This window comes from Bradyrhizobium sp. WSM471 (assembly GCF_000244915.1).
In the GTDB taxonomy this organism is placed as follows: Bacteria; Pseudomonadota; Alphaproteobacteria; order Rhizobiales; family Xanthobacteraceae; genus Bradyrhizobium.
The window spans coordinates 3,236,061-3,262,672 of sequence record NZ_CM001442.1 but is presented as its reverse complement, the minus strand read 5'-3'; the positions used below and the strand labels follow the sequence as shown (position 1 = coordinate 3,262,672).

Below are 26,612 nucleotides of genomic sequence, written 5' to 3'. Positions count from 1 at the left end.
TTTCCTCCTATGAAGACGGCCCGGCTCGCGTTGACAAATTATCGATTGTTGGTGGGCTGGAACGGCCGAACACCACTACCCCTCGCGTTGTGGAAAACCGGACGGCGATGCGAATCCTTCGCGCAGCGCGCCGGCCCTTTGAGAGGCCGGGCAAAACGGGCGCAAAATGCCGTGGTCGAACAATTGGCAATTGCGCCAGCTTCGCGCGCAGAGACCGACCTCGCCAGCTCGCGAGCCGGTGAAAGACTAAGCGACCCTCGCAAGAGGCAGGTCGGTGACCCCCGGTACCACCGCCTTGATGCGAATGTTTCGGAATTGCACCTTCGATCCATCGTGATGATTTTGCAGCGCGATGTGCCCCCGAAGAGACCGGGGCTTCGGGTCCGTGAAGTCGTTCACGAGGACGTCGTTAAGCGTCACCTTGATGCGGCTTCCGACCGCTTCGATCAGGAACGTGTTCCACTGCCACGGGCCCTTCGCAATATCGGTGCGGATCGGCGCATTGATGTTGTAGATCGCACCGGTGCTTCGCAAAGGATCATTCTCCATGTTCTTCTCGGAGTTGTATCCACGCGGATCGATTTGGATTTCGTAGCTCTGGTCAATGGCGGCCATCCAGTCGCTCGAAGCTGAGCTGTTCAGATTGGGCACGCGGATGAAAACACCGGAGTTGTCGGTGCGGCTCGCATGTTGCCATTCGAACTCGAGCACGAAATCGGAGAAGCTTTCGCGCGTGTACCAGAGCAATCCGGGTCCGCCAACCGACTCAAGAATGTCGTACACCTGGAGGAAGCTTCCGCTTCCCGACATTTGCCAGTCTGCCAGGCTACCGGCGTATAGGGGCTTGAAACGCGCCGAAGGCGCTGGCGCCAATGCCGCAACGACAGCGGCGCTAGTCCGGCGCGCGAGAGTTAGCCCCGTCAAGGACGGATTGGCCGAGCCGACGGTGGGGAACAAGGCAGGGCCCGCGACGTAGGCGTTCGAGATGTGATGGAATCGTCCGTCGGGATCCGTGATCGAAGTGGCTGGATCATCGCCCATCCACAGCGTGCCCGCTTCGTGGTGCGTATTCCCCAGTTGATCCTTCGTCGTAGCAAACGGATCGGGTGGCGGTGCGCTTTGCCAGCCGCCATTGTACAGGTACTGGACGTCGCCTGCGCTCTTGGCGAGGCCTCCGGCCAACTTGACCGCTGCGGCAGCGAGTTTGCTCCATGCGGCGTAGTCGTTTGGCGTCGGCGTGAAGTTGACCCAGGCGCGCGCGCTCATTCCATCGTTTTGAAGCGGATCGGCCGCATTGGTGAGATTGACGAAACTCGTCGCGCCGCCGGGGCCGGCCTTCTTGTCGCCGTCCATCTCTCCGAGGCCGCGAAAGACGATTGCCACCCAATCCGGGTCCTCGTTTGCGAGCAAGTTCCGCAGAAGGTCGATGTCGGGGACCATGGTCCACATCGTCGCTTCCGGGTTTTGTCCTTTCTCAGCCGACGCGAGCACCTGAAGATGATAGCGGCGCTTGCTTCCGTCCGGGTTCGTGATCTCGCCACGCACGATCGCGCCGCCCTGCTCGAGATTTGTGAGCGCTCCAAGCCCGAGCGCGCTGCGTTTGACGCGAACGGTAAGATTCGTGCGCAGATGCGCCATAAAATTGGCACCCATACTAAACGCGCTGCGCGTCACCGCGAACGACTCGATTGCCAGCCGTGTCGATTCGATCGTCCCCGCCGCCACGATCACCTGGCAATCGGGACTGAGGTTCGTCGGCACTGAAAGGGACCGAAACTGGCCATTGTAGGTCAGATCGATGCCGGTGATCCTGCCTCCACTGTTCTGCAGCCGTATCACATGGCACCGCGGAACGAGGAAGAACCGTCGGCGCGAGTTGTCGTTCAAGGTCCAGCGCTTGGCGATATCATCCCGGATGCTCTCCAGCAGCATGGGCCCGCTGCTGAACTTGTCGAACGAAAACAGCCCCGACCCTGGCGAGTTCGCCTGTACCGCAATCGGAGCTTCTTCAACGACGTCCAACGTTACATCAGGCAGGATCGGGTTGGCGTTCGTCGCAGCGGCTTGTAACTGCGCATTGATCGCCGTGTTGAGCGGACCCGACAGATAGTCCGCCTTGTCCTGAACGCCGATCTCGAGCTCGACGTCAGGGTAATTCGCCGTCAGAAAATCACGTGCGTCCTTGGGCCAGGCAGCCAGGTCAGCCGGCATGAGCCGCGGCGCCCAGCCGCCCCAGAATAGCGAGCGACCTCCCGGGCAGTACGCAAGCCCTGTGAACGGCTCGTTGCTGTGCCAGGGTATGCCCCAGACACCGTTGCGCGCACGTGGATCTTGATCGTTACGCGTTACCAACGCGGTATCCGGCGCATTCAGGCCGAGATGCGGCATGTTCTGCACGTGCGTCGGGGCAAAATAGCCTCCCGCGTCGAGAAGGAGTATCCGCAGATTCTGATCGGCGCCGGCGCGATAGATTTTGCTGGCGGCATACGCGCCGAACATTCCTGCGCCGATGACGACGACATCGAACGGCCTGCCGCCATTGTTCACCGCTTCGTCGAAGGTGCTGCACACGTATCTGCCGAGCAGATCACGCGTGAACTCGGTGTCCTGGATCTCGACCTGATTGAAAGGGTCATGTCGCAGAAAAGGTAGCATCGGAGAGCTCCTTTCGAGGCGCAATCGCCACTGCCCGCGAGACATTCGGCCCGACCGCGTCTGTTTCGATTGACCGCGTGTCAGAGACGCTCTTCCGGGGGAAGAGATGACCCCCTCGCGTGGGCGCCATCGAAACAATAGGAGCAACTTGTGGCCGGTTGTATGAGCCGGTTCACACGCTGTTACGACTTTCGGCTTGCCGACAGAGATCACGGGCCCGCTCTCATCCTAACTGGGCGAAAGCACCGGAGACAGCAGCGAATCTGGCCTCAAGTCGCGATCAAGACACGATCAGGGTCGCTTGTGCGGCAGAGACGAGCATGATAGCAACAGCCATCGGGTCAAACACAACCGCCCGACCAGCTTTCGAGCCAAGCGTTGTTTCGCTCCTTTGTGGAGGTGAAACATGTCTTGCGACAGCACCACTGGCTCAATCGGCACATCCAGCGCAGCCTTCGGCCCTGCTCCAAACCCGCGATGGTTCTGGAAGTTAACGCTTGCGCTGCTGGACGGCATCACACGGCGCCGTCAGTACGACGAGCTTCTCGAACTGGACGACCGGCTTCTCGCGGACATCGGCTTATCGAGAACAATCGTTGGGGAAGCTCGACGGTGTTACTTCTCAGGTTGGCGCGACGATGGGTGATTGTCATATCCTGTCGATGAGCGGTCACACCTGAGCGTGCGAAGGCGGCGCGTCTGCTCATCCCTGTGGATCAGGCGGCCGCCAAGCTCGCGAAAAGGCCGAAGGACCTTTCGACTGCGATCTTGACGTCTTCTCAGAAGTCCAGCTTGTCGCGTATGGCATCAATTCCGGCTTTCGCGCACGCTTCGTCCGCGTCACCGCCCGGAGCGCCGGACACGCCGACCGCTCCGACCAGGGAGCCGCCGGCTTCGACGATCAGTCCTCCGGCGATGACGACCGCTCCGGTAAGGTTGCGAATGCCCGCCTGCATCATGCCCGGCTGGCTGATCGCATTCAGCTCGGTCGTGCTGGTCTTGAACGAGGCAGCCGTCCACGCCTTGCCTGCTGCCGTCGAGGGCGTGTGAGGGCCTGCAAAGCGGTCGCGCAACATCACTTGCGTGACGCCGAAGCGATCGACCACGGCAACTGCAACCTGGTATCCGCGGGTGCGGCAGTTCGCCAACGCAGCGCGCGCAAGATCGAGCGCCAGTTCCGGACCGAGCGATTTGTAGGCGACCAGACCTTCCTCCGCCTGCAGTGGGCAGATGGACGCAATCAGCAGGGCCGTCGCGACCGACAGGCATCGAACCTTCATGGCAATCTCCGGCATAGGTGACCAAACGCCTATTTGGTCTCACCATATGTCAGATCATCGAACAGGGTCACGCTATCTGCCTTGGTCCACAGGCCGATCATGCCGGCGCCAGGAAGCGTGGCGTCTTCCACCTCGAACAATTGCTTTCCGTCATAGCTCACCTTGAACCGACGTCCCGCAAAGTCGCAGCGCAGCAGGTGCCATTGCCCGGATGACACCGGCGCGCTGACGCCATAGCCGCCTTTGCGACCCACGATCTCAAGCGACATTCGAACGCCCTTGACCGTCTTGTAGAGCACGACATTGTCCTCCAGCGCGTTAGCCCGGACCACGTAGTAATTATCGGCATCCTTCGCGCGCCAGATGACTCCCGCGGCGCGATCCTCGGAGCCGGCAACGGCCTTGAATTTCACCTCGACGAAGCCGTCACGGATGGAGGTATCGCGCTTGATGGCGAGGGGAAAGGTTGCCCGTCCGGATTGCTTGAGAACGTTCGGCTGGCTTGGCGCCGTAGCCTCGGCCTCGACGGTCCATTTCGGCTGTCCCTTGCCGGTCATCGTCAAAGTCCATCCGTCGGGCGACGTTCCGGCAGCAGCGTTGTCGAAATTCAGGGTCTCGGCCATGGCGTTCCCTCCCACTAACAATGCCAGCATGGATGCCAGCGCAAGCTTGTCCATGAGCTTGTCCATGCATCAGCCCTTCGTGCTCGCCGTCTTGTCGAGCGCGGCACGGAGGCCTTCAGCGAGCTTGACGGCATCGTCGTTGGCCCAGAAGTGCATGAAGAAGAGCCGCGGCTGTTCGTCCAGCATGTGGCTGTGCAGCGCGGTCACCTCGATGCCGTGCGTTCGAAGCGCCAGGATGACCGGGTTCACCTCGTCGCTGGTCAGCACGAAGTCGCCGGTGATGGCCGCCCTACCCGCGCCCATCGGCTGGAAGTTGATGGCGATCGCGACGCCCATCGCGGCGACGGGGGTCAGCAACATGCCGTCTTCCGCAATGGGGTCGCGACGCTTCACGTTGAACTGGTAGACGCCGCCATTCGCCTGCCCCTTGACGCCGATGATCTGATCGAGCTTCGCCGCGTCGAGGTCGATGGCGGGCGGCGGGTTCGCCGGCGCCGTGACCGTCAGCGGGGTCTTGCTTTCGGCCAACCCATCATGGAGCGCCGAGGCCAGTTTGACGGGGTCGCCGTGACCGGCGACGTGCATGTAGAACGTTGCTGGGCTCGCACGCAGCAGATGATTGTGCACGGCGGTGATCTCGAGCCCGCTCGCGATCATCTTCGCCATCACCGGATTGATCTCGGTCTCGAGCAGCACGAGGTCGCCCATGACCATGGCGCCGCCATGCGCAGGCTTGAACGCGACCCAGCCGCCCAGTGCCAGCGCCGGCTTGATCGAAACCCCGTCCAAGGCCACGGAGAGATCGCTGCGAGGAAAGCCGTAACGGCGGACGTCGTCCGCGACGGTGGGCTTGCGCCCCAATGTCTCGTCAACCTTCTGCCAGTCAGCATCCTGGGCATATGTCGGGATGAAGGGGCCGAAGCGAAATGCAAGAAGGCAGACACCAATGCCGACCACGGTCCGGATGATTCTTTTCATCGTGCTACTCCCTAGGCTTAGTTTCGCTCTTTGACCTGACCGCTACTGTCGACGACCAGCGTCACCGCCTTGCCGTTCTTCACCGCCCTGGCGGTGATGCCTTCGGCCGTCGACTTGATGTCGCTGACTTGCGCGTAGCCGGCCGCCTGGATCCTGGCGACGAGTTCCTCCTGCGTCAGAGCGTGCACGCTCGACAGCCCGCCCGCGACCGCGAGCAACAGAACCGTGCGGAAGATTGTTCGGGTTCGCATGATCATTCTCCTGGTTTGTCCTGCCCCAGGTGAAGTCAGTTTCGCGATCTTCCCCTACGCGATACCCACACGGCGCAAGAGGCCGCGGGCATCGATGCGGCCGGCGCGGACGCCGCGCCGAACAATCGAGCCCATCTGCCGGATGAAATCGGGGATGTATGATGACATGCTGCGCCCTTGGTGATCAGGACGCGATGCTTGGGCATGTCGCCTCACGGGGAGATCGCACATCCCCGAACCCCAACTAAAAACCCGAGGGCGGCAGCTGTCAACGGGCGTAGGCTTCAGGCGGCCCATCGAAGTCGCCGGCGACCGTCACAAAGAGTTCACCGCTCCGCGGAACCGCGCCAGCCACGTCTTGAAACTCGCGAACAGCCTCGTTAGTGTCCTTTGCGTGGGGACAAAGCAGACTCCCCGTGAGGCCTCGGTCCAAGCTCTGCGCAGCACGCCATTTGTGGAGCTTGCGCATGGACACCGAACGACACCCTTCTCACCAACACACCGTCGCCATCCTCTCACGCGGAGACGCTGCCGCGCGCCGGGACGCAACGGCGCAAAACAGCCGATTCGTCCGCATCTTCGAAGCCCTCGCCGCCGTCGGCATCGAAGCCAGGCCGGCAATCTACGACGAAAGCTTCGCCGAAGGGGTCCGCGAGCAGTTGCTTGCGGCGAGCGGCGTGCTCGTCTGGGTCGATCCGATCCACCAGGGCAGGACGCGCGTTGAGCTCGATACCCTGCTTCGCGATGTCGCCGCACGGGGCGTGTGGGTCAGCGCTCATCCGGACGTCATTCTCAAGATGGGCACCAAGGAGGTACTCTATCGTACCCGCTCGATGGGGTGGGGATGCGACACGGCTTTATATCAAACCGCCGAGACCATGCGCGCCGAGTTACCGACACGGCTCGCCACCGGTCCGCGCGTAATCAAGCGCAATCGCGGCAACGGCGGCCAAGGCGTGTGGAAGGTCGAGAGGCTGCCGAACTCCCCGATGATAAAGGTGCTGGACGCGACCAAGGATGACTCCGAGGAACTGACGCTGGAGAGTTTTCTCGGTCGCTGCGCCGAATATTTCGAAAATGGCAGCGTGGTCGATCAGCCATTCCAACCACGCTTGAGCGAAGGCGTGGTGCGCTGCTATATGTCGGGCGATCGCTGTGCCGGCTTCGGCTCTCACAGAGTCAAAGCGCTGGTCGACTCGCCGGCCGCCCGTTCCGAGGCGGGACCGCGCCTCTACACCTCGAACGCGGACCCGCGCTTCCAGCGGCTGCGTCGGCTGATGGAGGACGACTGGACCCCGGGAATGATGAAGACACTGGACATCGACGAAGGCTCGCTCCCGGTCATCTGGGACGCGGACTTCCTGTATGGTCCGAAAGATGCGGACGGTGTCGACACCTACGTCCTGTGCGAGATCAACGCGAGCTCATGCTTCGCGATCCCCGAGGAGGCGCCGGCAGCGATCGCGCAGGCGGTGAAGCAGCGGTTGACGCAGACGTAGAGGGCCAGTTCACGCACTTGGGGTCTCGGCAGCGCGGGGGTGACCACCACGCTACCTCCGCCGCCAGCTGGGCGCCCTCTCAGCTGGCTGTTGCGCGATATTCGCCGGCGCTGCTGTGCTCACGATAGTCGCCGTCGAAGCCAAGTGGACGACCCGACAGAAACCTGGCTGGCGATTTCCGGCAACCCGGGGTAGATTTTGGAACGATTGTTCTTGGGAGGGATCGACATGAGTAGTCCGCGCCGGGCAGCGCTTCTGCTCCTCGCAACGTCATTCGTCTTCGGCTTCGCCAGCCAATCCGCTTCGCAGACCGGGCCGGAAGCCGCACCGACCAAGGAGCAGCTCGCGCGCGACAACAACCTGTTCATTTCACTGGCGAAAAAGGTGCTCAAATGGGAAGAGCAGGCCGACCCGGTGCATATCGTCGGTCCCATCTATTTCGTCGGGACCAAGGGGCTGGGTGCGTTCCTGTTTACGACCTCAGAAGGCCACGTCCTCATGAACACGGGCATGCCCTCATCCGGTCCGATGATCGTGGATTCCATCCGGAAACTGGGCTTCAAGCCCGAAGACATCAAGCTCATGATCAACGGCCATGCGCATATCGATCACGCCGGCGCTTTCTCATTCTTCAAGCAGAAATTCGGCGCGCAACTCGCCGTGATGAAGGACGATGTGGCCGCGATGGAGAGCGGCGATCTCGGCGACTTCAAATATGCGGACGACTTCGTCTATCCCGCCGTCAAGGTCGACCGGATCCTGCGCGACGGCGACCAGATCAGGATGGGAGACGTTCTGCTATCGGCCTACCTCACACCCGGCCACACGCGGGGTGCCACCACCTGGGTCGCCAACATCGTCGTTGATGGCAAGGCCTACGTCGTCGCCTTTCCCGACGGTGCCGGGTTCAATCCGGGCTATCGGCTCGCAAGAGATCCGTCCTATCCTGGCATCGAAAACGACTATCGCAACACGCACCATTTTCTCGAGATGCTGAAGCCCGACATCTGGTTGGCCCAGCACAACGAATATTACGACCTCGAACGCAAGCAGCAGCGCGCAAAGACCGAGGGCGTCAAGGCGTGGATCGATCCCGAAGGCTATCGGCGCTTCATCGCCGAAAAGAAGCGGGATTTCGAGGACCAGGTCGACGAGGAGCTGGGCGTTCCAAAAGCACCGCCAAAATAGCGAGGCAACAATGCAGTTTCCTTGTTTTCTCTCGATTATCGCGGCGACGCTGTTGGCCGGCGAGGCCGCACTCGCGCAAGGACCGACTGCCGTAACGGTTCACAACTTCGTTCGCGCCGAAACCGATCTTTACTTCAGCAAGACCGCTCGCGACGACGGCGCCTTCGGCAAGCTGAGGCATCGCCGCGATATGGCGTCGATCGAGAAGCAGGACGTGGTTCGGATGAACCGGGACACGCTGTATTCGTCGGGCGTGTTCGACATGGACGCCGGCCCACTTACGATTGCCCTGCCCGACGCCGGCAAGCGCTTCATGTCGATGCAGGTGATCTCGCAGGATCACTACACAATCGACGTCGCATACGGCCCGGGGAGCTTCACCTACGCAAAAGATCAAATCGGCACGCACTATGTTTACGTCATCATTCGGACGCTGGCCGACCCCCAAAATCCGCAGGACATCAAAGCCGCAAACGGCGTGCAGGACGCGATCAAGGTCGAGCAGATCGATCCGGGCGAGTTCGAGGTGCCGAATTGGGACAAGGCGTCACAAACCAAGGCCCGCGACGCGCTTTCTGCCCTCGGCGCGCTCGGCGGCACCGTCAACCGGTTCGGCAGGAAGGAGGATGTCGATCCGCTCGACCACCTGATCGGCACCGCCATCGGCTGGGGCGGCAATCCGCGCAGCGCAGCGGACTACCAAAGTTTCTATCCTCCGCAGAATGACGGCAAGACGGTGCATCGGCTCACGGTCAAGGACGTTCCGGTCGACGGCTTCTGGTCGGTCAGCCTCTACGACGCAAAAGGTTTCTTCCAGAAGAATCCACTTAACGCCTACTCGTTGAACAACCTCACGGCAAAGCCGGCCCCGGACGGCTCGGTTACCATTCAGTTCGGCGCGTGCGACGGAAATGTGCCGAATTGCCTGCCTATCATGCCTGGCTGGAACTACACGGCGCGCCTGTATCGACCGCGCAAGGAGATCTTGAACGGAACGTGGACGTTTCCGGAAGCCAAACCCGTACGGTGATTTGCGAGCCGGTGCCAAAGCTCCTGGGCAAGCCGATCATGACGCGTTCAGATCAGATCGCGGCCTCCCAAATTGTCCCCGCCGCGCCCACAGCAGCGCCAGCGGCCCCAGCGCGATACCAGCCGCGAGGACGCTGAACGCCAGCAGCCAACCGGTCGCGGTCTGCGGACCACCGGCCGCGTCGAGCGCGGCGCCGGTGCCCCAGGCGCCGACCGCCGACAGACCGAAGCCGACCGTCGAATGCAGAGCAAGCGTTGCGCCGCGATGTTCGGACACAGCTGCGGCCGACATGCCGGCGGTCAATGCGCCGGAATCCGCCGGCACCGTCAGGCCATAGGCAAGCAGCAGCAGGGCCAGCACCCATGCCGGCGCCGTCGCGTTGAGGCCGATGATCAGTGCGACGCAAGCCGACGCGATCATCACGACCGTGATCGCGCGATGGCGGCCGAATTTCAGCGCGGCCTCGTTGCCGAGGATGCTGGCGGGCATCGAGATCACCGCAAAGCAGAAGCTCAGCACGACGGGGCTCAACCACGACGGCGCGCCTTGGTGGGCGACGACGAAGGTCCAGAACCCTACCAGCCAGGTGCGGATGCCGTAGAGCTCGAAACAATGCGCGCCGTAGCCGAAGATGTATCCGAGCGCCTCGCGGTTGGCGAAGACGGGCGCGAAGTTCAAGAGTCGTCCCGCCTTCGGCGCGGGCCGTAGCGCCTGCATCAGCAGGCACGCGACGACCATTGCGATCGGACCGAAGCCGGTGACAAGGAAAGCGGTCCGCCATCCCCAGCGATCGGCGATCAGCTGCGCGACCAGGAACGAGAGGCCGACGCCGACCGAGAAGCTCGACGTGTACAGCGTGACGGCGCGCGAGGTGTCTCCGGCGGGAAGCCGATCCGTCAGCGCCTTCAGGCCCGGCATGTAGGCGCCGGCAAATCCAAGTCCTGCCAGGGACCAGATCGCGGTCGCGGACCAAAACCCTTGCGCGAAGAGTCCGAACGCTGCGGTCGCCAGCCCGCTGACGATCGAGCCCCAGAGCAGGACGAGCCGTGCGTCGATCCGGTCGGTTAATGTCGTCAGCACCGGCACGGCGAGCATGTAGCCGAACGCGTAACCGCTCGCCATCAACCCGCCTTCGGCCGCCGACAGGCCCCACGCCGGCATCAGATGCTGCGCCAGATTCGCGGACAGCGTCACATGCGGCAGCAGATTGCCGACCTGGCCGATGCACATCACCGCGATCAGGGACCGGCCGCTCAAGTTACGAATGCTGCCCTCCCGCCCCCACGCCGAAACGGCGCACGAACCACAATGGGCAACTCTCCGGCTTTACCTGCAAGACCCAACTTCATGAACAACCGCAGCCCGAAGCGCCGGCCTTCTTTGCCGCCTCGTCGGCGGCGCAACAGGCCGTCGGTTCCTGCTTCGCCGGCCCACCGCAACATCCTGATGCGGCTTCAGTGGACTCGACGCTGCCGCGCGAGCAGACGCCGGTCTCCGGCAGCACGAGCTCCACCCTTGCGGCGGCTTTCTTGTCGCCGGCGAGATCGGCCGCAATCGAGCGCACCTGCTCATATCCTGTCATCATGAGAAAGGTTGGCGCGCGGCCATACGACTTCATGCCCGCCATGTAGAAGCCCGGCTCGTCGTGCGCGAGCTCGCGCGCGCCGTGCGGGCGCACCGTGCCGCAGCTGTGCTCGCTGGGATCGATCAGCGGCGCCAGGGCGACCGGCGCCTCGATGGCAGGATCGAGCCGCAGGCGCAATTCGGACAGGAACGAAAAATCGGGACGAAAGCCGGTCGAGACGATCAGCTCGTCTACGATCACGCTCCGTCCGCCGCAGCCCGAGCCGGCCGCGATCTCGAGACGGCCTTCGGAGTCCGACAGTTGCGTGACGCCGAATTCGGTTTCCACCCTGATCTTCCCGGAGGCAACGAGCGCAGCGAAGGCGCTGCCGAGCTCTCCGCGCGCGGCAAGCTTGTCATTCCGGCCGCCGCCAAACGCCTTGGCGGGATCGGCGCCGCGCAACAGCCAGATCGCCTGCGTCCCCGGCACCTCGTCCGCGAGATGCACGAGATCGATCAGCGTGCCCACCGCGGAGTGGCCGGCGCCGAGCACCGCGGTGGTCTTGCCGGCATATCTGGCGCGGCCGGCACCACGGACATCGGGCATGCCATAAGCGATGTGGCCGGCGCATTCGCGCTCGCCGATCGCGGGCAGGCCATTAGCTCCGGCCGGATTGGGCGAGAACCATGTGCCTGATGTATCGATCACCGCATCCGCGCGCAGCACTTCAGGACCTTTGCCGTTCTGGTAGCGGATTTCGAACGGCGCCTGCTCACGCCCCTTCGTCTTCGCCTTGTCGAAGCCGACGCGGCTGATGGCCGAGACGCGACTGGATGTCCGGACCACCTCGCGCAACGGCGTTCGCGTCGCAAGCGGCGTCAGATATCGATCGAGCAGTTCGCCGCCGGTCGGATAGGCGCCCGGGTCCGGCGAATTCCATCCCGTCGGCGCGAGCAGGCGCGCGGCGGCCTTGTCGAAATTGTATTCCCACGGCGAGAAGAGCTGGACCTCCTGCCACTGGCGCACCGCGTGCCCCGCTTCGGGTCCGGCCTCCAGCACGACGGGCGACATGCCGCGTTCGAGCACATGCGCGGCCGCGGCCAGACCGACCGGCCCTGCCCCGATGATGGCTACCGTCTTTGCGTCGCTCATGCCATTACTCCCATCATTCTAGAACCATCGAATAACTCGACCCGAAAAAATGATCAGGCCGCCGTTTGCGTCGTCTTGCATCTGACTTCGTCTGCGCAGCACTCCGCCGCTAGGAAATCAACCAGACCCCGCATCGCGTCGAAGTTTGCGTGGCAGATCAGCGTCGTCGATTCCCGGACCTGGCTGACGAGCCCGACCGAGACCAGGGTCTTGATGTGATGCGACAGCGTCGAGGCCGGGATTTTCAGCTTGTCCTGCAATCGACCCACGGGCATGCCCTTGTGCCCTGCCCGCACCAGGGCACGATAGATCTGGAGTCGCGTCCGGTTGCCCAAGGCTTCGAGGCGTGCTGCTGCGTCGTCGATCTTCATGGCCGCCAAGATGCGCCGGGTCGATAATTGCTGTCAACTGTATTTCTAGAATTTTCGAAATATGGATCCCGGGCATTCTAGGCGGGGCCACATGATTTCCCGATTGACTTCCTTTTATATTTCCATAAGTCTGGATATATGGAAACTGAAGAAGCCGTCCTCGCCCTCGCAGCCCTCTCCCAGTCGACCCGTCTGGAGGCGTTCCGGACGCTCGTCAGGCACGAGCCCGACGGCCTTGCGGCCGGCGATCTCGCCCGCCTGCTGGAAGTCCCGGCGAATACGCTGTCGGCGCATCTGTCGATCCTGACGCGCGCGCGCCTTGTCACCTCCGAACGACACAGCCGCTCGATCGTCTACCGCGCCAACCTTGCCGAATTCCGCGACGTTGCGGTCTTCCTGCTGCGGGATTGCTGCGGCGGGCGGCCGGAAGTTTGCGAGCCGGTCGTCGATAGCCTTCAGGCCTGCTGCTCGCCAAAACGAAAGGTGCGAAGCCGTGTCCGATCGCATGTTTAACGTCCTGTTCCTGTGTACCGGCAACTCGGCGCGCTCAATCCTCGCCGAGTCGATCCTCCGGAAGGACGGTGCCGGCCGCTTTCGGGCGTTCTCCGCCGGCAGCACGCCAAAAGGCGCGGTACACCCGCTGGCCCTGCACACGCTCGAAACCATGGACTACCCAATCGACGGGATGCGTTCGAAGAGCTGGCTGGAATTTGCCGCTCCTGATGCACCTGTCATGGATTTCGTCTTCACTGTTTGTGACAACGCGGCCGGTGAAGCCTGTCCTCTTTGGCCGGGACAGCCGATGACCGCGCACTGGGGTATCGAAGACCCTGCCGCGGTGGAAGGCGCAGCGCTGGAACAACAGGCGGCGTTCAATGCTGCGTTCCGCTATCTCAAGAACCGGATCGGGACGTTCGTCAATCTTCCCCTGCGCAGCATCGACAAGCTCTCGCTCGGCACCAAGCTGCGCGAGATCGGCCGCTCCGACGGTGCGGCACGCTCGACCCCGGAGGCCGGCTGATGGACCAGTTCGACCTTCCGCGACGCCTCGCGGCCGAGGCGCTGGGCACAGGTATTCTCGTTGCCACGGTGGTCGGCTCCGGCATCATGGCGGAGACGCTGACCAAAGACGTCGCCCTGGCGCTTCTCTGCAACACGTTGCCGACCGGCGCCATTCTGGTCGTCCTGATCACCGTGCTCGGACCGATCTCCGGCGCGCACTTCAATCCGGCGGTCACGCTGGTCTTCACCGGCAAGCGCGAGCTGCCGGTGAACGAGGCTGCGCTTTATGTGGCCGCGCAGATCGCCGGCGGCATCGCGGGAACCATGGCGGCGCATCTGATGTTCGGACTGCCGCTGATCGATCTCTCGACCAAGATGCGAACCGGAGGATCGCAATGGTTCGCCGAAGCGGTCGCCGCCTTCGGCCTGGTCGCGACGATCCTGGCCGGCATCCGGTTTCAGCGGACGGCGGTCCCCTGGCTGGTCGGCCTGTACATCACGGCGGCCTACTGGTTCACGGCCTCAACCTCGTTTGCCAATCCGGCGGTAGCCATCGCAAGGTCGCTGACGAACACGTTCTCGGGCATACGTCCCGCCGACCTGCCCGGATTTATTCTCGCGGAGCTCTGCGGAGCTTTTGCCGCCATGCTGTTGATGAACTGGCTGCTCGGACAGCCCCAGGCGCGAGGCCCCATCCCAATCGCGGAGACTACCTCATGAGCGTCACGATCTATCATAACCCCGCCTGCGGCACCTCGCGCAACACGCTGGCGATGATCCGGCAGAGCGGCGCCGAGCCGGTCGTCATCGAATATCTGAAGACGCCGCCATCCCGCGAAAAGCTGGTCGAGCTGGTCAAGGCCATGGGCATCTCCGTTCGCGAGTTGCTGCGGGAGAAAGGCACGCCCTATAAGGAGCTCGGCCTCGACGACACCAAATGGTCCGACGACGAGCTGGTCGACCAGATGCTCGCGCACCCCATCCTGATCAACCGTCCGATCGTGGTGACGCCCAAGGGCACGCGCCTGTGCCGGCCTTCGGAGGCCGTGATCGATCTCCTCGACCATCCCGTCGGCCGGTTCGTGAAGGAGGATGGCGAGGTGGTCGAAGCGCGATAGGCTGACGGGGCGCCTGTCTTGATGGTCCCGCTCGGCCATATCCACGCCGCCTATGTTCGCAGCCATTTCGGCACCGCCGAGATGACGCTGTGGGATTCGCCACGGCGCGACGAGATCGCCTTCGGGCTCGTGATGGCGACCGGCGGCCGGCCTCACGCGCGCATCGGGGGCCTCGCGGCTTCCGCGATCTCCGTGCACGACGGACAGCGCTGACGGGCGCGATCAATGCGCGTTGCAGCGGCAACGCTCGTAATCGACGGGATCATGGCTGTTGACGATCGTGACGCGGTCGCCGTGGTTCAGCTTCAGCGCGCGCAGCCGGGCCTGGTTGGCGATCCGCATCTTGCGGTCCATATCGGCACGGCGCTGGAAATAGCCGAGCACCAGCGGCATGCGCGGCGATGCGTCGAGCTGGCCGTGATGGAAATAGCTGTCGCCGGCATGCAGCAGCCAATTGGCGCCTGATCGCACCGCGATGCCGCAATGGCCGAGCGCCTCGGCGGAGCAGTTTCATGCGCTGGCCCGCCGCATCATCGACGAGGCCGATGCCGCACGCAGCATGTTCAGGAGACCGAGCACCAAGACCAATGTGACGCTCGGCCTGATGCGCACGCTCGACGTGCCCCGGACGATCGCACTGCTCAAGCCGCTGACGGCGCGCGGCGACATCACGCTCCGGCTCGTCGACAGCGACGAGCGCGCCGACGCGCGGATCATAGCCAAGAGCATGCTGCGCGCTGACGAACATTTCGTGGCGCTGTGGAGCGAACGTTATGTCGCAGCGCTGCCGCCGTCGCATCCGCTGGCACTGAAGGAGAAGCTTCGCACCGCCGATCTCGCCGGCGTCCCCTTGATCGACCGCTGCCATTGCGAGCAAAGCGCATTCTTCGGCCGCGACCCGCAGGCCCGACGCGAGATCGAGGTCGAGGTCAAGCGCGAGGTCGGGGTCGCCTATCGCGCATCCGTGTCGCTACCGGATGCGCTGAAAGATCTTGTCGGGAAGCTGCAGAAGCAGAAGCAGAAAGAGAAGGAGAAGCAGAAGCCGGCCCGGAGCATGCGCCGGCCTTGAAAGCCTAGCTATCCGAGCAAGCCTTTCAGTCCGGCATAGATGGAGCCGACGCCGGTTGCGGCGACGCCGGCCAGCGGCCCGACAGTCTGCATGAGGTCCTGTATCAGGCGGGCGCGGCGGCGCAGCTGTTCTTCGCCGACATGTTGCCCGAGCAGGCGCGCCATGCGAAAGGCGAACGCGTTGGGCTTGCCGCCCTGCGTCAGCACTCGCGGCAGGACCTGGAAGATCACGACGCTCAGGATGTTCCCCGAGACAAAGGCGAGCAGGATGCTGGCGCCGTACTCGAACACTTCCCGCCATTCGATCCAGGCTTCCGGCAGGATCGGGACATGATCGTGAAGTCCAGTCACCGTCAGCATCGCGATGATGCTGACGCTTGCGGTGAGGAACGCCAGTGCGAATGCCGTGAGAGCGGAGACCCGGTGCAGCGGATAGGCGAGGAATCCGAACAGGAGCGGTATGGCGATAGATGCGATCCTCAGCGGGATCGGCGACACGTTGAAGGTGATGGTCACGAGCACATGGGCGATTACCAGCAGCAGAGACGGAATCGCAAGATAGAGCACCGCATGCGTTCCGTAATAGCGAAGCGGATTCTTGTAGCGCTCGAGCCGGACATTGACGCGATCGAGATCGCGCCTGAGCCTTTCCAGATCGGCGACGATCTCCTCGATCTCGAGCAGTATCGGGCGTATCGCACGCAAGTCCCGCGAGCAATGCTTGCAGGCGATGGCTTCATCCTTGATGGTCTCGGCGCAAAACGGACATTCCATCGCTAGCGCGAATGCCTCCGTCTCATGACGGCCTCAATCTCGTCTCTGGCCCGCTTTAGCTCGTCGCGCAAATGCTCGCGCTTGCGCAGAAGTTCGTCGCGCTCCGCAACCAGCGTGGCGGGAGCGGCAATGTCACGCCCGCAGGATGCGCAAACCAGCGCGCCCTTCGCATTTCCCGCCAAGCAGTAAAGGCACGTCACTTAGGTGCGACCTTCAAAGTAAAGATGGTCGTGCCCGGGCGGCCGTCACTGTCCTTGACGTCGACACGCACCGTGTATTCGCCCGGCGGAAGTTCTGCGTCCTGCATGTTGATGCCGTCGAGCTTGACGAAGGGTTTGACTCGGGGCGTCAGATCGACGTTCGGCGTTCGAAGGAAGATCATCCTGACCGAATCCGGATCAATCTTTGCGCCGCCGAACGACTCGAATTTCAACACCAGCTGCATCGGCGAATTGACGGAAGCGCCAGGGGAGACGAATTCCACCTTCGGACCGCGCAGGATGCCACGGCGGTCGGCCGCAACGGCGCCTTTCGGAGGCGGCAGCTTCGCTTCCTCTTCCGTAATCAATGGCGTGGCGCGCGACGGGCCCGAGAACAGCAATCCCCCGGCCACGAAGCCGAGCAAGACAATCCACTTCATTTCCGCTGCACCCCTTCCCCCGTTGTCAACGCAAGCCGCCATCGCCGATGATTGTATACGGCGCCCAGAACAGCGGATGCGCATAAGTAAATTCGGTCCTGCCTTCGCTGTTGAGATAACCCGGACCATCGACGAGGGCCATCGCCGCTTGCCGCAGCGCCTCACTGCGTGACAGCTTGGGATCGTCGGCCTGCCGCTTGAACAAGTCGGTCACCAATTGCCGCGCCGACTGCGAATGCACCGACCAGTTCGTCACCAGCAGCGCGCGCGTTCCGGCATAGAAGAATGCGCGGCCGAGCCCGGATGCCGCCTCGGCCCCGGCGCCGGCGCCAGCCCCGGTGTTGCAGGCCGACAGAATGACCCAATCGGCGTCCAGCTTGAGGCCGAGGATCTCCTCCATGGTCAGAAGTCCGTCGCCGCCCTCACCCGTCACCGTCGGCGAAGACAAAGCGAGCGCCGGCTGCGTCAGCCCGTTCAGCTCGCCCGGGACGAGGCCATGCGTCGCAAAGGCCACGATCCTGAAACCGGAAAGATTCATGGTCTTCACCGCGCTCTCGGTGGCGTTCTTGCCGAGGAACAGCACCTTCGAGGGGTCTGCCTGCAGCGCCAGCGCAATCGATTTCAACTCATCGGCGGTATCGGGCAGTCGTGGCAACATACCGAGTTCCGCGCTGTCGACGCCTTCGAGCTTGGGACTGTTGCGCCGCCTCAGCGGCCCACCGCGCGTGATGTTGCCGCTGGCGTCGGCGACCTGAACCTTCTCCCCCCCGCCGTCCGCTTCGGCCTGCTGATCCCTGTTGAAATAGGGATCACCGAAGGCGACGAGGTCCCCGCGACCGGGCTTGCCCGGTGGCAATTGCCGTAGCGTGCGCAACGCCGCCGCCGACGGCACCGTCGATACGGCATGAGTCCGCGCCAGCCACGGCACATTTCGGTAACCGATGAAGAGCGGGTCCTCGTCCGCGGCCACCTCTGCCGGCGCCGTCGGCAACAACGACAACGGCAGCAACCCCAGCGCCCCGTTGGTCACGACGATCAGGTTTCTGGCCGGTTTCCAGCCGCTCTCCACCGGCTTGAGCAGCAGCTCATAGAGCTCATGGCCGAGCTTGAGGTCGAACGGCGGAATGTCCGAGATCATGGCTGCCTGCGGCTCGAGCGCCTCGCGCAGCTTGCGAATCTTGCTCTCGATGTCGCCGATCCTGGCTTGCACGGCGGCGAACGCCACCGGCCCCGACTTCGGCACGGCCCAGACGAAGCTGCCGTTTTGGCCAAAATAGAAGGACAGCATTGCCTCGTTGTCGGCAAGCGTCGCGCGGATCTCTGCGACGCTCGGCGGCCGGGGCGAGACGAGATCGGCGTAAGAAGGAAATTTCTGCTTGATCTGCTGGCGCGCCTTGTCGCGTTCGCCGCGCAAGGCCGCGATCGAAGCCTGGATCTGCTGAACGCCCGTTTCGTCGCGTTCCGCCGAGGGAAGCGCCAGCACGTTGTTGAGTGTGCCGAGCTGGGCGTTGACCTGTTTGGTCAGGTCCTGCTCCTTGCGGACGAGCTCGGCGAGCGCGGGATCCTTTGCTGCTGCGCGCGCACTGGAGGCCGCGAGCGCCTGCTGCACCGAACGACCACGAACGGCGTCGGCAAGACTGAAGGTCTCCTCGCCAATGCCGTTGCCCTCGGCCCTCGCGAGCAGCAGGAGATAGCTCTCGACGATTGCCTGCAGCCGCTGGCTGCGCGCCGCCACCACACTCGTGTTCTCGTCATCGGCGTTTTCGTTGGCGTTCGCCATCATGACCGGAATGGCCGCCTTGAATTCCCGGATCGCGTCGGCGTCGCGTCGCGCGCGCATCAGGCCGACCGCCAGGGTGCCGCGCGCCGAAGCGGCATCGAAATGGTTTTCCCCAACCCGGGCGATCTGCTTCTTGACGAGTTGCTCGGCCGCGGCAATGCCTGCGTCCAGCTGCCCGGAATTATACAGCGAGAGGATGCGAGACGGATTGAGCTCGAAGACCTGACGGCGCTGCGGTTCCCAATTGGCGATCGCCCGGTCGATGCGCGCGAACAGCTCGTTTCCTTCGGCGTTCTTGCGCTCAAGCGTCAGAATGCCGGCGAGCTGCGCGAGCAATTGCACCGTCGACTGGGAATCGTCTGGCACGCCGACCGTCCTGTTGATCTCCAGAGCGACACGGCCCAATTGCTCGGCTTCCTCGTAGCGACCTTGCTCGACGAGGATACCGGCGAGTCCCATCACGTAACGCGGCGTCACCGGATTGTACTTGCCGGTATCCTTCAGGCGCGAGAGCAGCGCGCGGCGTGCGTCGACCTCGGCTTCGGCCAGCCGGCCCTGCCGCGCCTTCATGCGAGCCTGGCTGAGCACGAGGTTGTCGATTGCCTGCAGCATGACGGTTTCCGCCGGGGGATTGTCCGAGTCCATCACGCCCTTCATGCCCGCACGCTTGCGCTGCTCCGACACGCGATAGGCGGCCTCGGCCTCCGCAAACTGCCCGCGCGCTTCGAAGATCAGGGCCCGTGTGGCCTCGAGCTCCCCTTCCCAGTTCTGTCCCAGGCGCGCGTAGGAGGCGCGCCAGTTCGGATGACCACTGGTACGCGCTTCCTGGATCGCGGACTGGGTGCGGCGCAGATAGCCTTCTGCCTGGGCGACATCGCCCATTTGGATGAGGTTGCCGGCCACGGACCTGTTGGCGCTCAATTGGTAGCCTTTTGCCCCCGGCTGGGTGGCCGTCTCACGCAACAAGCGCTGGATAACCTCGAGCGATCGTTTTGGATCACCGGCTGCAGCGTATTGCAGCGAGAGAAGCTGCTGCATGCGACCCATCATGTTGGCCTCGACCGCACCACGGCCGATCTCGACGGCCTTGCCGGCGTCGCCAATGGACTCGGCGAGGCGGCCGAGCTGCGCGCGCGCATTAGCGCGGTCGAAATAGAATTGCGCGAGATCCGCGCGGGATTCCTTTCCCGTCGGTGTCGAATCCGCATCCGCCTTCAGCTCCGCGAGGAGTTTCGAGTCGGGCTTTTCGCTGTCGAGGATCGCGGTGATGTCGGCGATGGTGCGGGGCGGCGCGACGAAATCCTTTGGCAGCGCCGTGCCGGGTTCGAGCTTGGGTGCAGCTTCCTTCGGAAGCTCGACCGCGACGTTGGCGCGGCCATTGGCGGCGTTCAGGGCCGCCATCACACAGGCCCTGACTTGAGGCGAGGCCTTGGCGCGGCAACCCTCGAGATCGGCGCCGGCTTTGCGGCCCCCTTGGGCCTGCATGCAAGCGTGCACGATCGGCTTGCCGACGGTCATCCGGCAATTCTCAATCGCGGCCTCCTTGGTCAGTGCGGCGGCGGAGCAGGTTGATCCCAGCAGAACGGCAAGGACCAGCAGGTGGCGGGGGGAAACGGCCAGACGGCTCTTGCAAGGACGCGCGGCGTCTAAGCTCATCTTGAAGGACCTTCGGAAAAATGACTTTGAAGAAACGGGGCTATCCTATCCAGCCGGCCCGGGAGGACAAGGGCCATCATGCGGTTCCCTGATCGCCTCGACAGGCCTGGACGGCTACGGACGGCACGGGCCCCTGGATCGCGCACAGACAGGCGGCTTCAGGCCGACCGCGATTGATGGGCCGCGGAGTAAGATGACCGCCCTCGGACAGGCTGCGGGGCTGCGCGGATCAGCCCTTCGAGATCACCGCGCGGCCGTAGGGCGGCTGGGCCGCGACTGGCGGGTTGGCGGTCTGGGCGGCGAGTTCGCCGATCAGCCGGTCGGCATCGGCGGCCATGCCGTCGGGCGCCTGGATCACCAGCCGCTCCAGACCCCAGCGATAGGACGAGACGCGCTGCTCGAGGCACTGCTGCACCCACTGGATGATCAGCGAATTCTCCTGCATGCGCTCGACTGCGTCCTCCTTCTCCTTCGGAGAGAGGGAGGAGACACGCGCCATGCTGGCATTGCGCTTCCTGTCGAGGTCGATGACGCGGATCGCGGAGGCGAAGAACGGCTCGAAGCGGGTGATGTCGTTGCGCACGTCCTCCATCAGCTGCGCATAGCGCGAGGAATGCGAACGGTGCGGCTCGTCGATCAGCGTGCGTCCGTACATGGTGCGGTCGAACACGATCTTTTGCCGCCACGGCGAGGGCAGCGCCTTGTAGTCGCCGAACACGCTCTTCCAGGCCGGCCGCGACAGCGGCGGCTCGATCAGGGGATAGGCGAGGTCGCGAAGCTGGCGCTCCTCGTCCGTGAGCTGGAATTGGGATGGCTTCAGGCCGATGCTGGAGGTCACTTCCGCGCCCAGCCAGCGATGCATGTCGTCGCTGCGCATGTCGGCGCGGGTCCGGCCGAAATCGCCCCCGCTACAGGCGGCAAGCGTCGCGCCCAGCGATGCGAGCATGATGGCCGTTACGACGGGCCGGATCTGGCGGAGGTTCTCCGGCATTGCAAAGGCCGAAGGCTAGCGGCGACGACGACGGCGCCCCGGCGCTGTGCCCTGCTCCGGCCCGTGATCGCCGCTGGTTTCGTCGCTCTCGCGCTCGATGCGGATCACGGGAAGGATCAAAATCGTGCCCATGTCCGCGCGCGGAGCCACGTCTCCCGACGCGCCCACCCGGCGACCGGCCGGAAATTCGATGATGGTCCCCATATCAGCTCTCTTCAATTGCCACGCGACCCGGCGCGCCTCTGCAACATGGCGATCATTAAGATCAGTTCATGGTTAACGGGGTGTAAACGTGCCGGCGGGACCGTAACCGCACGGGCGGGACCCGGCGTCCCGTTGCGGCACGAGACCGCTTCAAAGCATGCGTTCGGCTTCACGCCTCGTTTTCCTTAACGAGCCTTTAAAGGAGCCCGCGATAGGCTGACGGCGAGTATCTTTTCCAGGTCGCGTATCTCCATGACCAAGTCGTTGTTTCCAGGATTCGACGGGCTGATGACCCTCTCCCGTCGCGAAGGCGTCGATGTTCGTCCGACGCTGCTGCGCGTGCTGACTGACCTTTATGTCCAGTCGAGCACCCACAGCGACGACGAGCAGCGCCAGTTCGTCGAGCTCGCCACGCGACTGATCGACCAGGTCGACGACGCGACGCGCGCGGCCGTCAAGGCGCGGCTTGCGATCTATCCGTCGACGCCGGCCCCGATCAAACAGAAGCTCGGACTGTCGGCCGCGCAGGAGGGCCGCAGGGTTCCGCTCGCGCGGGAAATCCCGGCGCCCGCCCTTGCCCCCCCTCCTGCCCCCTTGCCGGTTCGCACGCCAACCGACGCCGAGCTGCGCATGGCCTCGAACATGGCGATGCAGCCAAAGGACGCGGCCGATATCCACGACATGTTCTTCCGCGCGGGCGCCGCCGAGCGCGCGCTGATCCTGCACAATCTGGCGCAGACCCCGCTGAAGGCCGCGCCGCGGATTCCGACGGTACGCGCCAAGCGCGCGATCCAGATCCTCGAGATGGCGGCGATCGCGGGCGATCTCGAGAATTTCACCTCCGAGCTCGGCGACAGCCTGATCCTGCCCTCGCGCGTCGCAGCCCAGATCGTCGACGATGCAAGCGGCGAAGCGCTCGCGGTCGCCGCGCGCGCACTCGACATGCCGAGCCCGGTGTTCCAGCGCATCCTGCTGTTCTTCAAGCCGGAGATCGGCAACTCCGTGACCGACGTATACCGGCTGTCGCGTCTTTACGATCGTCTCAGCGATCGCTCGGCTCTGGTGATGCTGGCCGCCTGGCGCGGCTCGACGCTCGCCGTCACCCGCGCCAAGTACCAGCCGTCGCTGCACGACAGCGAGCGCCAGCGCGCGCGTGCGGGCGCAAGCCAGGCACGCCCGGGCGTGCAGCCCGGCTCCGCGCCCGCGGTGCGGACCGGCACCAGCGGATCATCGGATCGCTAGAGGCGAGTGCGACCTGATGCGGTCGCTTGCTCCACAAGCTCGTCATGCCCGGGCTTGTCCCGGGCATCCACGTTCTTCGGTGGCGCAAGCAAGATCGTCATGGCCGGGACAAGCCCGGCCATGACGACGCAATAGCGTCCTGATCAGGTCTTCGCCAGCTCGAGAAAATGCCGCCCGGCGCGGTCTTCGGTCTCGACGATCCAGATGTCGGAGTCGAAGCGGATCTCTTTGTTCAGGCGCTCCTCCACCGCGGTCTCCGGCATCGGCTGCGGCGCAAGCGGCACGAAGAAACGATCGACCGGCCGACCGTCGTCATAAGAGGTCTGCGGCGCGGGCACGTAGAGCATCGCATTGCCGTCAAGCAGCGAGACCTTCACGAACACCGCACCCGCCTCCTCCGCGCCGCGACGACGCACCGCGCCGTACACGCCCTCGGTCTGGCACCGGCGCAGATAGGCTGAGACCCAGATGTTTGATTTCAAACGCATGCGCGCACGATAAGCCAGCGCGGCAATGAGCACCAGCCTTCGGGCTTCGGTCTCGGCGAAGCGTAGACTATTCGACGGGGTGGCCGATCGCGGCGCCGAGCTCGCGGAGCAGGCGGTCGGACAGCTGGCCGGTGACCTGCATCTTGTGCTCGCGCTCGAATTTCTGGATCGCGGACTGGGTCTCGGCGCCCATCGCGCCCGTGATCTTCAAATTCCCGTAGCCGTATTCGGACAGCGCGCGCTGCACGCCGGCGATGCGCCGCGCGGCCGAGCCCTGATGCACGGGGATCGGCGCCGGCGGACGCGCGACGGAGGGCGGCGCCGAAATCGTTTGCTTGACCAGATTGGTCATGGGATCGCCCGAGCGCGGCGTCGATGCGGTCGCCTCGACGGGCCTCTCCGGCGGCTTTTCCGCAGGTCTGGGCTCGGCAGATCTGGACTCAGCACGAAACTCCGTCGCTCTCGGCTCGAGCGGCGAGGTATCGGCCCCGACGGGACGCGAACGGGGCAAAGGGTTCGACAGCGCCAGGGACGACGGTGCGGGAAGATTGATCACGGTGCCGAACATCGGCGCCGGATGCCGGCCGGTCTGGAGGAACAGTGCATTGGCAACGATCGCGCCGATGGCGGCAACGGCGACGAGACCGGCCAGGGTATCCTTGGGGCTATGCAGCAGCACGCGCAGCACGAGATTGCGCTCGGTCTCGACATCGATCACCGCAGCCTTGGCGCCACGGCGGCGCGGAGCGGCTTCGTTCTTGGCGGACTTCTTAGGCACTTTTCTTCACCAGAGCGGGTTGGTCCTGAACTTGGTCGTGAGAATGGTCCTGAAGTTCGTGGTGCTGAAGTTCCTGGCGCAGCACCGGCGTCAAGGTCGCGATCTTGCTCTCGCTCGCCTTGCTGTCGGACATCTTGGCCTCAGAAGTTTTGGCATCAAAAGTTTTGGCCTGCGGCGTGTAGACCAGCGGCAGCTTGACGGTGACGGCAGTGCCCTCGCCGAGCCTGCTTTGTACCGTCAATTCGCCGAGATGCAACGCCACGAGGCTCTTCACGATCGAAAGTCCGAGGCCGGTACCTTCGTGACGGCGCTGATAAGTCTTGCCGGCCTGGAAGAACGGCGCGCCGATGCGCTTGAGATCGTCAGGCGCGATGCCGATTCCGGTGTCGCTGACGCGCAGCGCAAGCTGCGAGCCCGAGACCGCCGCCGTGACGGTGACCTGACCGCCGCGCTCGGTGAACTTGACCGCGTTGGCGACGAGGTTGAGCACGATCTGCTTGAAGGCACGCGGATCGCCGGTCATGACAGGCAGGTCCTGCGGCGCATCGGTGACGAGATCGACGCCGTTCTCCCGCGCCTTCAGCGCCAGCAGATTGCAGCAGTGCATCAATGATGCACGCGGCGCGAACGGTTCCGCCGCAATCTCGAAATTGCCCGATTCCATCTTGGACATGTCCAGGATGCCGTTGACGACCGAAAGCAGATGCTGGCCGGAATCGTTGATGAGCTGGGCGTATTCCCTCCGCTGGGCCGCGCCCAGCATCAAGGTCTGCTCCTGCGTGATCATCTCGGAGAAGCCGATGATGGCGTTGAGCGGCGTGCGCAGCTCATGGCTCATGGTGGCGAGGAAGCGCGTCTTGGCCGCGTCGGCCGCCTCTGCAGCGCTGCGCGCCTGATCAAACGCCTGCTCGGAGAGCTTGCGGTCGGTGACGTCGCGCATCACGGCGACGACATCGGCCTCGCGCGTGGCATCACGGCCCATATCCTGATCGAGCGGGCGGCACCGCATCTCGACCCAGATGAAATCAACCTGGCCGCGCTCAGAGCCGGCACGCTCCCGGCGCAACCGGAACTCGACGCTGCGCACGTCGCCGCGCGCGGCATCGGACAGCGCCGTCAGATACGCCGGCCGATCGGCGACATGGACGCGATCGAACAGACCGTGGCCGAGCAGTTGCGCGACGGGCACGCCGAGCATGGCTTCCACCGCCGGTGAAATGAACTGCACCGCGCCGTTGCGCTGATGCCGCGAGATGACGTCGCTCATGTTCCGGGCCAGGAGGCGGTAACGCTCCTCCTCGCGCGACAGCAGCGCTACGCTGGTGCGCGCGAGCGATTCCGCACCGAAGGCAAGGCCTGCGGCATAGAGGGTCGCCGAGGCGACGCCGAACGCCATCAGCACCCCGCGTTCCGCGGCGCTGGTGTCGCCAATCGACAGCCAGCCGAGCTGGCTGACGAGAATCAGGATGCCCGCGCAGGACAGCGCCAGCAGCGAGGCGAAGGCCGCGACGCGGCGCGAGGCCGACAGCGCAGCTTCGAGGGGGACCACGACCAGCCAGATCGCGGCGAATGATTCGATGCCGCCGGTCGTCACCGCGACCGCCATGATCAGGCCCGCGAGCGCCAGCGACGACAGCACATGCGCGCCTTCGTAACGGCCGGTGCGCGACAGGAACCAGGACAACAGGATCGGCGCAATCAGCCAGGCGAAGGCTGCGACCTCGATCGCGCTCGGCGCGCCGCGCATGGCGAGATAGACCGGGAATGCGGCGAAGGCGGCCAGGCTGCCGAGCAGCCGCGGGGCCATGAAGGCACGATGGCGCGCTCGCGTCAGCGCGTCGTAACGCGCGGAGGGATGCAGCAGCGCATCGAGACAATCGCGGATGATACTCAAAACTGTCACGGGTCTCGCGCTTCGGCTCATTCGTCGGGAAGACGCGCCGGAACGCCTCCTTATCGTTGAGCCACCGTGTCAGAGCGACCTTAAACGAACACTAAGGCAGCGCGGCGGGCCGCCAGACACCGCGTCATCGCAGGGCTTTTTAGACGATTTGACGACGTCATCAGCGGGGATGGTGAACACAGGGTTTCACCGTGGTCCGCATGGTTTCGAAATGGTGGACGGGCGTGGCGGCAGAATCACGGGCGTGGACGTCAATCCAAAATTTACGACACGTCGATTGCAAAGATTCTTGAGTCAATTTTCCGCGAATTAAGCGGAAGGCAATCACTTGCGATTTATCGAGAGTTGCTAGGTCCGACATCCGCGGAGATCGCCGC

28 protein-coding genes are annotated in these 26,612 nt (G+C 64.1%); 11 read left to right on the top strand and 17 right to left on the bottom strand.

Annotation, left to right across the window (positions count from 1 at the left end; genetic code table 11):
• Nucleotides 1-246 precede the first annotated feature (246 nt).
• Entirely contained in the window at nt 247-2,655 is a 2,409-nt protein-coding gene (locus BRA471DRAFT_RS14180; RefSeq protein WP_007608254.1) for a family 16 glycoside hydrolase, read from the bottom strand.
• 406 nt (nt 2,656-3,061) lie between these two features.
• Here BRA471DRAFT_RS14180 and BRA471DRAFT_RS40340 point away from each other — a divergent pair, with 406 nt between their 5' ends.
• Nucleotides 3,062-3,301: a DUF1127 domain-containing protein gene (locus BRA471DRAFT_RS40340; RefSeq protein ID WP_007608252.1), complete on the top strand. Its 240-nt coding sequence runs from the start codon at nt 3,062-3,064 to the stop codon at nt 3,299-3,301.
• A gap of 133 nt (nt 3,302-3,434) precedes the next feature.
• Here BRA471DRAFT_RS40340 and BRA471DRAFT_RS14175 read toward each other — a convergent pair whose 3' ends face one another.
• Genes BRA471DRAFT_RS14175 through BRA471DRAFT_RS14160 form a run of 4 tightly spaced genes read right to left on the bottom strand, consistent with a single transcriptional unit; the run spans nt 3,435 to nt 5,787 of the window.
• A complete protein-coding gene (locus BRA471DRAFT_RS14175; RefSeq protein WP_007608251.1) occupies nt 3,435-3,935 on the bottom strand; it encodes a heme-binding protein in 501 nt (166 codons plus the stop codon).
• Nucleotides 3,936-3,964: 29 nt separating this feature from the next.
• Complete coding sequence (locus BRA471DRAFT_RS14170) at nt 3,965-4,612, bottom strand: hypothetical protein (RefSeq protein WP_050992703.1); 648 nt, start codon at nt 4,610-4,612, stop codon at nt 3,965-3,967.
• A 15-nt stretch (nt 4,613-4,627) separates the two neighbouring features.
• On the bottom strand, nt 4,628-5,536 hold the full coding sequence (locus BRA471DRAFT_RS14165; RefSeq protein ID WP_007608249.1) for a DUF1259 domain-containing protein: 909 nt from the start codon (nt 5,534-5,536) through the stop codon (nt 4,628-4,630).
• A gap of 17 nt (nt 5,537-5,553) precedes the next feature.
• The gene (locus BRA471DRAFT_RS14160) at nt 5,554-5,787 is read right to left on the bottom strand and encodes a hypothetical protein (RefSeq protein WP_007608248.1); all 234 of its coding nucleotides are present in this window, start codon (nt 5,785-5,787) and stop codon (nt 5,554-5,556) included.
• 467 nt (nt 5,788-6,254) lie between these two features.
• Between BRA471DRAFT_RS14160 and BRA471DRAFT_RS14150 the strand changes: the two genes are divergently transcribed.
• The 3 genes from BRA471DRAFT_RS14150 (at nt 6,255) to BRA471DRAFT_RS14140 (ending at nt 9,504) form a co-directional block, all read left to right on the top strand.
• Nucleotides 6,255-7,286 carry a Cj0069 family protein gene (locus BRA471DRAFT_RS14150; RefSeq protein WP_007608243.1) on the top strand — a complete coding sequence of 344 codons (1,032 nt, stop codon included), beginning with the start codon at nt 6,255-6,257 and terminating at the stop codon, nt 7,284-7,286.
• A gap of 228 nt (nt 7,287-7,514) precedes the next feature.
• On the top strand, nt 7,515-8,474 hold the full coding sequence (bla, locus tag BRA471DRAFT_RS14145; RefSeq protein ID WP_007608242.1) for a subclass B3 metallo-beta-lactamase: 960 nt from the start codon (nt 7,515-7,517) through the stop codon (nt 8,472-8,474).
• 10 nt (nt 8,475-8,484) lie between these two features.
• Nucleotides 8,485-9,504: a DUF1254 domain-containing protein gene (locus BRA471DRAFT_RS14140; protein WP_007608239.1), complete on the top strand. Its 1,020-nt coding sequence runs from the start codon at nt 8,485-8,487 to the stop codon at nt 9,502-9,504.
• Nucleotides 9,505-9,540: 36 nt separating this feature from the next.
• Here BRA471DRAFT_RS14140 and BRA471DRAFT_RS14135 read toward each other — a convergent pair whose 3' ends face one another.
• The 3 genes from BRA471DRAFT_RS14135 to BRA471DRAFT_RS14125 all read right to left on the bottom strand — a co-directional run bounded on the left by BRA471DRAFT_RS14135 (nt 9,541) and on the right by BRA471DRAFT_RS14125 (nt 12,591).
• Entirely contained in the window at nt 9,541-10,734 is a 1,194-nt protein-coding gene (locus BRA471DRAFT_RS14135; protein ID WP_035973934.1) for an MFS transporter, read from the bottom strand.
• 115 nt (nt 10,735-10,849) lie between these two features.
• The gene (locus BRA471DRAFT_RS14130) at nt 10,850-12,220 is read right to left on the bottom strand and encodes an NAD(P)-binding domain-containing protein (RefSeq protein ID WP_007608236.1); all 1,371 of its coding nucleotides are present in this window, start codon (nt 12,218-12,220) and stop codon (nt 10,850-10,852) included.
• Between the two features lie 53 nt (nt 12,221-12,273).
• Complete coding sequence (locus tag BRA471DRAFT_RS14125; protein WP_007608234.1) at nt 12,274-12,591, bottom strand: helix-turn-helix transcriptional regulator; 318 nt, start codon at nt 12,589-12,591, stop codon at nt 12,274-12,276.
• Nucleotides 12,592-12,729: 138 nt separating this feature from the next.
• On the opposite strand from BRA471DRAFT_RS14125, the gene BRA471DRAFT_RS14120 reads away from it, so the two are divergent.
• Genes BRA471DRAFT_RS14120 through BRA471DRAFT_RS14100 form a run of 5 tightly spaced genes read left to right on the top strand, consistent with a single transcriptional unit; the run spans nt 12,730 to nt 14,924 of the window.
• Entirely contained in the window at nt 12,730-13,104 is a 375-nt protein-coding gene (locus BRA471DRAFT_RS14120; RefSeq protein ID WP_007608231.1) for a helix-turn-helix transcriptional regulator, read from the top strand.
• On the top strand, nt 13,085-13,612 hold the full coding sequence (locus BRA471DRAFT_RS14115) for an arsenate reductase ArsC (protein WP_035973932.1): 528 nt from the start codon (nt 13,085-13,087) through the stop codon (nt 13,610-13,612). The genes BRA471DRAFT_RS14120 and BRA471DRAFT_RS14115 overlap by 20 nt, the downstream gene beginning before the upstream one ends.
• Nucleotides 13,612-14,313, top strand: coding sequence for an MIP/aquaporin family protein (locus tag BRA471DRAFT_RS14110; RefSeq protein WP_007608225.1), 702 nt, complete (start codon nt 13,612-13,614; stop codon nt 14,311-14,313). Before BRA471DRAFT_RS14115 ends, BRA471DRAFT_RS14110 begins: the two co-directional genes overlap by 1 nt.
• The gene (gene arsC, locus BRA471DRAFT_RS14105) at nt 14,310-14,711 is read left to right on the top strand and encodes an arsenate reductase (glutaredoxin) (RefSeq protein WP_007608224.1); all 402 of its coding nucleotides are present in this window, start codon (nt 14,310-14,312) and stop codon (nt 14,709-14,711) included. The genes BRA471DRAFT_RS14110 and arsC overlap by 4 nt, the downstream gene beginning before the upstream one ends.
• 21 nt (nt 14,712-14,732) lie before the next feature.
• A complete protein-coding gene (locus tag BRA471DRAFT_RS14100) occupies nt 14,733-14,924 on the top strand; it encodes an amino acid synthesis family protein (RefSeq protein WP_035973929.1) in 192 nt (63 codons plus the stop codon).
• A 9-nt stretch (nt 14,925-14,933) separates the two neighbouring features.
• On the opposite strand, the gene BRA471DRAFT_RS14095 is transcribed toward BRA471DRAFT_RS14100, so the two are convergent.
• Nucleotides 14,934-15,182, bottom strand: a complete 249-nt coding sequence (locus BRA471DRAFT_RS14095; RefSeq protein WP_231171114.1) for a hypothetical protein — start codon at nt 15,180-15,182, stop codon at nt 14,934-14,936.
• On the opposite strand from BRA471DRAFT_RS14095, the gene BRA471DRAFT_RS14090 reads away from it, so the two are divergent.
• Nucleotides 15,166-15,780, top strand: a complete 615-nt coding sequence (locus tag BRA471DRAFT_RS14090) for a hypothetical protein (RefSeq protein ID WP_371258316.1) — start codon at nt 15,166-15,168, stop codon at nt 15,778-15,780. The two genes, BRA471DRAFT_RS14095 and BRA471DRAFT_RS14090, sit on opposite strands and share 17 nt — an antisense overlap.
• An 8-nt stretch (nt 15,781-15,788) precedes the next feature.
• Here the strand turns inward: BRA471DRAFT_RS14090 and BRA471DRAFT_RS14085 are convergent, their stop codons facing one another.
• The 5 genes from BRA471DRAFT_RS14085 to BRA471DRAFT_RS14060 all read right to left on the bottom strand — a co-directional run bounded on the left by BRA471DRAFT_RS14085 (nt 15,789) and on the right by BRA471DRAFT_RS14060 (nt 21,824).
• On the bottom strand, nt 15,789-16,553 hold the full coding sequence (locus BRA471DRAFT_RS14085) for a hypothetical protein (protein ID WP_007608222.1): 765 nt from the start codon (nt 16,551-16,553) through the stop codon (nt 15,789-15,791).
• A 196-nt stretch (nt 16,554-16,749) separates the two neighbouring features.
• The gene (locus BRA471DRAFT_RS14075) at nt 16,750-17,178 is read right to left on the bottom strand and encodes a hypothetical protein (protein WP_231171113.1); all 429 of its coding nucleotides are present in this window, start codon (nt 17,176-17,178) and stop codon (nt 16,750-16,752) included.
• A 40-nt stretch (nt 17,179-17,218) separates the two neighbouring features.
• The gene (locus BRA471DRAFT_RS14070; RefSeq protein WP_007608220.1) at nt 17,219-20,629 is read right to left on the bottom strand and encodes a CHAT domain-containing protein; all 3,411 of its coding nucleotides are present in this window, start codon (nt 20,627-20,629) and stop codon (nt 17,219-17,221) included.
• 229 nt (nt 20,630-20,858) lie between these two features.
• A complete protein-coding gene (locus tag BRA471DRAFT_RS14065; RefSeq protein WP_007608217.1) occupies nt 20,859-21,620 on the bottom strand; it encodes a hypothetical protein in 762 nt (253 codons plus the stop codon).
• A 15-nt stretch (nt 21,621-21,635) separates the two neighbouring features.
• On the bottom strand, nt 21,636-21,824 hold the full coding sequence (locus BRA471DRAFT_RS14060) for a hypothetical protein (protein WP_007608215.1): 189 nt from the start codon (nt 21,822-21,824) through the stop codon (nt 21,636-21,638).
• Between the two features lie 252 nt (nt 21,825-22,076).
• Between BRA471DRAFT_RS14060 and BRA471DRAFT_RS14055 the strand changes: the two genes are divergently transcribed.
• Nucleotides 22,077-23,066, top strand: a complete 990-nt coding sequence (locus BRA471DRAFT_RS14055; protein ID WP_007608213.1) for a DUF2336 domain-containing protein — start codon at nt 22,077-22,079, stop codon at nt 23,064-23,066.
• Between the two features lie 143 nt (nt 23,067-23,209).
• Here BRA471DRAFT_RS14055 and BRA471DRAFT_RS14050 read toward each other — a convergent pair whose 3' ends face one another.
• From BRA471DRAFT_RS14050 to BRA471DRAFT_RS14040, 3 genes are all read right to left on the bottom strand, one after another.
• Nucleotides 23,210-23,554: a DUF1491 family protein gene (locus BRA471DRAFT_RS14050; RefSeq protein ID WP_035974928.1), complete on the bottom strand. Its 345-nt coding sequence runs from the start codon at nt 23,552-23,554 to the stop codon at nt 23,210-23,212.
• Nucleotides 23,555-23,621: 67 nt separating this feature from the next.
• Nucleotides 23,622-24,332: a peptidoglycan-binding domain-containing protein gene (locus tag BRA471DRAFT_RS14045; protein WP_007608208.1), complete on the bottom strand. Its 711-nt coding sequence runs from the start codon at nt 24,330-24,332 to the stop codon at nt 23,622-23,624.
• Nucleotides 24,325-26,256: a PAS domain-containing sensor histidine kinase gene (locus BRA471DRAFT_RS14040; RefSeq protein WP_088931019.1), complete on the bottom strand. Its 1,932-nt coding sequence runs from the start codon at nt 26,254-26,256 to the stop codon at nt 24,325-24,327. The genes BRA471DRAFT_RS14045 and BRA471DRAFT_RS14040 overlap by 8 nt, the downstream gene beginning before the upstream one ends.
• Nucleotides 26,257-26,612 lie beyond the last annotated feature (356 nt).

What these genes read in the sequence shown, in the direction of transcription:
- BRA471DRAFT_RS14055 (WP_007608213.1), top strand. Translation starts at nt 22,077, where the DNA reads ATGACCAAGTCGTTGTTTCCAGGATTCGACGGGCTGATGACCCTCTCC.
- arsC (WP_007608224.1), top strand. Translation starts at nt 14,310, where the DNA reads ATGAGCGTCACGATCTATCATAACCCCGCCTGCGGCACCTCGCGCAAC.
- BRA471DRAFT_RS14135 (WP_035973934.1), bottom strand. Translation starts at nt 10,734, where the DNA reads ATGTGCATCGGCCAGGTCGGCAATCTGCTGCCGCATGTGACGCTGTCC.
- BRA471DRAFT_RS14110 (WP_007608225.1), top strand. Translation starts at nt 13,612, where the DNA reads ATGGACCAGTTCGACCTTCCGCGACGCCTCGCGGCCGAGGCGCTGGGC.
- BRA471DRAFT_RS14120 (WP_007608231.1), top strand. Translation starts at nt 12,730, where the DNA reads ATGGAAACTGAAGAAGCCGTCCTCGCCCTCGCAGCCCTCTCCCAGTCG.
- BRA471DRAFT_RS14170 (WP_050992703.1), bottom strand. Translation starts at nt 4,612, where the DNA reads ATGGACAAGCTTGCGCTGGCATCCATGCTGGCATTGTTAGTGGGAGGG.
- BRA471DRAFT_RS14160 (WP_007608248.1), bottom strand. Translation starts at nt 5,787, where the DNA reads ATGCGAACCCGAACAATCTTCCGCACGGTTCTGTTGCTCGCGGTCGCG.
- BRA471DRAFT_RS14140 (WP_007608239.1), top strand. Translation starts at nt 8,485, where the DNA reads ATGCAGTTTCCTTGTTTTCTCTCGATTATCGCGGCGACGCTGTTGGCC.
- BRA471DRAFT_RS14150 (WP_007608243.1), top strand. Translation starts at nt 6,255, where the DNA reads ATGGACACCGAACGACACCCTTCTCACCAACACACCGTCGCCATCCTC.
- BRA471DRAFT_RS14050 (WP_035974928.1), bottom strand. Translation starts at nt 23,554, where the DNA reads ATGCGTTTGAAATCAAACATCTGGGTCTCAGCCTATCTGCGCCGGTGC.
- BRA471DRAFT_RS14070 (WP_007608220.1), bottom strand. Translation starts at nt 20,629, where the DNA reads ATGAGCTTAGACGCCGCGCGTCCTTGCAAGAGCCGTCTGGCCGTTTCC.
- bla (WP_007608242.1), top strand. Translation starts at nt 7,515, where the DNA reads ATGAGTAGTCCGCGCCGGGCAGCGCTTCTGCTCCTCGCAACGTCATTC.
- BRA471DRAFT_RS14100 (WP_035973929.1), top strand. Translation starts at nt 14,733, where the DNA reads ATGGTCCCGCTCGGCCATATCCACGCCGCCTATGTTCGCAGCCATTTC.
- BRA471DRAFT_RS14085 (WP_007608222.1), bottom strand. Translation starts at nt 16,553, where the DNA reads ATGGAATGTCCGTTTTGCGCCGAGACCATCAAGGATGAAGCCATCGCC.
- BRA471DRAFT_RS14065 (WP_007608217.1), bottom strand. Translation starts at nt 21,620, where the DNA reads ATGCCGGAGAACCTCCGCCAGATCCGGCCCGTCGTAACGGCCATCATG.
- BRA471DRAFT_RS40340 (WP_007608252.1), top strand. Translation starts at nt 3,062, where the DNA reads ATGTCTTGCGACAGCACCACTGGCTCAATCGGCACATCCAGCGCAGCC.
- BRA471DRAFT_RS14060 (WP_007608215.1), bottom strand. Translation starts at nt 21,824, where the DNA reads ATGGGGACCATCATCGAATTTCCGGCCGGTCGCCGGGTGGGCGCGTCG.
- BRA471DRAFT_RS14040 (WP_088931019.1), bottom strand. Translation starts at nt 26,256, where the DNA reads ATGAGCCGAAGCGCGAGACCCGTGACAGTTTTGAGTATCATCCGCGAT.
- BRA471DRAFT_RS14175 (WP_007608251.1), bottom strand. Translation starts at nt 3,935, where the DNA reads ATGAAGGTTCGATGCCTGTCGGTCGCGACGGCCCTGCTGATTGCGTCC.
- BRA471DRAFT_RS14130 (WP_007608236.1), bottom strand. Translation starts at nt 12,220, where the DNA reads ATGAGCGACGCAAAGACGGTAGCCATCATCGGGGCAGGGCCGGTCGGT.
- BRA471DRAFT_RS14125 (WP_007608234.1), bottom strand. Translation starts at nt 12,591, where the DNA reads ATGAAGATCGACGACGCAGCAGCACGCCTCGAAGCCTTGGGCAACCGG.
- BRA471DRAFT_RS14165 (WP_007608249.1), bottom strand. Translation starts at nt 5,536, where the DNA reads ATGAAAAGAATCATCCGGACCGTGGTCGGCATTGGTGTCTGCCTTCTT.
- BRA471DRAFT_RS14180 (WP_007608254.1), bottom strand. Translation starts at nt 2,655, where the DNA reads ATGCTACCTTTTCTGCGACATGACCCTTTCAATCAGGTCGAGATCCAG.